This is a genomic window from Candidatus Methylomirabilota bacterium, assembly GCA_036001065.1.
In the GTDB taxonomy this organism is placed as follows: Bacteria; Methylomirabilota; Methylomirabilia; order Rokubacteriales; family CSP1-6; genus MNEF01.
Map to the genome: position 1 here is coordinate 1 of DASYUQ010000107.1, position 2697 is coordinate 2697.

Here is a 2697-nt window from a genome sequence, read left to right on the forward strand (position 1 = left end):
CGGGCGTGTCCGCCATAGCGCTGCTTGATCGAGACGATCACCAGGAGCCGGGTGCCGCCGGCGGGATGGCACCAGACCGCCTGGATGTCGGGGACGCCGGCTTTCTCCATCTCGTCCCAGATCAGCGCCGAGCGCATCACCGCCCGGTACGACGTCAGCTCCGACGGCGGCTTGCCGGGAGGGCTGCCGAGCATGATGGGATTCGTGCGGTAGAGCACGCGCTCCACCGTGATCGTCGGTTCGGGGCGCACGTCGCTCGCATAGTAGCCGGTCCACTCGCCGAAGGGGCCCTCGTCGATCTTCCGATCCGGGTATGCCGTTCCCTCGATGATGATCTCGGAGTTGGCGGGCAGGGGGAGGCCCGTGACCGGACTCTGGAGGACCTCGAAGGGCTCGCCCAGCACCCCGCCCATCCAGTCGTACTCGGAGACGCCGTAGGGCACCTCGATACTCCCCGCCAGGAAGACGAGCGGGTCGTGCCCGAGCGAGACGGCCACCTTCATGGGCTTGCCCGCGGCAAACCACTTCTCCCGCTGAATCCGTCCGTGCTTGCCGGGCGAGATGTAGAACCCGACGGTCTTCTCATCGTGGATCATCACCCGGTAGCAGCCGAGGTTCACCCACCCTTCCTCGGGATCGCGCGTGATGTCGACGCTGCCGGTGCCGATGTAGCGGCCGCCGTCGTGCTCGTGCCACTTCGGGGTGGGGAACTTCAGCACGTTGACCGCCGCCCCCGTATCGACGTGCTCCATCACCGGCGCTGACTCGACGGTCTTGGCCGGGATCGGCATGATCTTCTTCGAGCGGGCGCGCCAGGCCTTCACGAGCTCCATGGGGGAGGTGACGTTCGTGTCGAGCCCCAGGGTGAGCGCCGTCCGGCGGAGCGATCCCAGGGTATTGACGAGGATCCGGTACCCCTTTGGGTAGCCCTTGACCTCGTCGAAGAGCACCGCGGGGCCGTTTTCCCGGTGCTGCGCGAGCTCGGTGATGGCGCCGATCTCGACGTCCCAGTCCGCGCCCGTGACCTTCCTGACTTCACCGAGGCTCTCCGCCTCCCGCAGCCACTGCCTCAGATCTCGAATGCTGCTCATGGCTCACCTCGTTCGTGACTGAATGGCGCTCCGCCGAGCGCGGCCTGAACGTTGGCGGCGAACGCCTGGATCAGGCCATCGGCCTTCTTCTTGATCAGCGGCTGGCCGAACTCGCCGATCTTCCCGAGGACTGCGAGATCGGTCTCCACGACGAACTCGGTGCCCGCCTCCGCGGGCGCCAGGCGCGTCGTCATCCGGGCCCGGATGCCGCCACCGGCGCCCCGGTCGTCGGCTTCCGCTCTCATGGAGGCCTGCCACGCATTTCGGTCCTGTTCCTCCAGCGTCACGGTGCCTCCGAGGGCGAGCCGGACCGGGCCCATCTGCACCTTGAGGACCCCACGATACCTGTTCTCACCGGCGCGTTCAATTGTCTCCACCCCCGGGATGCACCGGGCAACGCGCGGAACATCCATGAGGAAGTCCCAGAGCCGCTCGCGTTCCACGGCGAGGACGCAGCGCTGGACGAGCTTCACGCCGCCGCCCCGGCGGCGCGATCCCACGCGCCCCGGAGCGCACGGCGCACGAAGACCCCGGCCATCTGCCGCTTGTATTCTGCCGATCCGCGCGGGTCGGCGACCGGGTCCACGATGCGCCTGGCCGCCTCCGCCGCGGCCGCGAGCAGCCGGTCGCTCAACCGCTCGCCGATGAGGATCGTCTCCGCGTCGCGCGCGCGGAGCGGCGTCGGCCCTACCGCGCCGAGCCCGATGCGCGCCTCGCGGCAGACGCCCTCCGGCGTCAGCGTGATCGCGGCGGCGACGGCCACCGTGGCGTAGTCGTCGGCCGTCCGGGGTAGAAACTTGTGGAAGGCCGAAGCGCTGCCGGGGGCGGGGAGGGGGACGTCCACCGCGACGACGAGCTCGCCGGGCCGGAGCGCGGTCTGGTAGTAGTCGAGGAAGAATTCGTCCAGCGGCGACTGGCGCTCGCCCTGGGGCCCCGCGATCCGGACCCGTGCGTCCAGCGCCAGGAGGGTCACCGGCGGGTCCTGGTTGGGATCGGCATGGGCTAGGCATCCTCCGATGGTCGCCACGTTGCGAATGCGCAGCGTCGCCACGCGGCTCAGGGTCTCGGCGAGTACTTGGAGTCGCGTCCGGATCACCGGCGACGTCTCGATGTCCCGATGAGTCGCGAGAGCCCCGATCCTGATCCGGCCGTCCGCGATCTCGATGCGGTCGAGACCGGCCACGCGACGCAGACCGATGAGGCGGCGAGGGCGGACCAAGCGCTGCATCATCAAGATCACCAGCGCCGTCCCGCCGGCGATCGCCTTGCCCTCGTCGCCGGCCTCCTGCAGTTCCGCCAGGACGCCAGCCAGGCTGTCGGGCGCGCTGTAGTCAAACGCGTGCACGGCTAGTGTACCGTCCTCGAAGTCAGGTTAAGAGCCCGCCCGCACACGGCGCCGGGGCCGACGGGCACGGGCGGCAGGGTTCGACGGGATCCGTTCCCGCCCGCTGGCAAACGGACCCCGCGTGCCCAGGTGGAGCCCAGCCGCAACCGGGCAGCGGACGCGTGCCGCGTGGTCCCACGATCCCTGCCGCACGTGCCCGTCGGCCCCGCCGGCAGCGGCGTGCGCGCGGCGATCGTTAACATGACTACCCAGACGGAACAC

General features: G+C 69.8%; 3 protein-coding genes. All 3 read right to left on the reverse strand.

Annotated elements, in window-relative coordinates; genetic code table 11:
• Positions 1 to 1091 (reverse strand): UbiD family decarboxylase (locus VGV13_09925; protein HEV8641401.1); only part of this gene is annotated, 1091 nt, incomplete at its 3' end.
• Positions 1088 to 1564 (reverse strand): SRPBCC family protein, encoded by a 477-nt coding sequence (locus VGV13_09930; GenBank protein HEV8641402.1) that lies wholly within the window; start codon positions 1562 to 1564, stop codon positions 1088 to 1090. The genes VGV13_09930 and VGV13_09925, both read right to left, overlap by 4 nt.
• Positions 1561 to 2436: a xanthine dehydrogenase family protein subunit M gene (locus VGV13_09935; protein HEV8641403.1), complete on the reverse strand. Its 876-nt coding sequence runs from the start codon at positions 2434 to 2436 to the stop codon at positions 1561 to 1563. The genes VGV13_09930 and VGV13_09935 overlap by 4 nt, the downstream gene beginning before the upstream one ends.
• Positions 2437 to 2697: the final 261 nt, after the last annotated feature.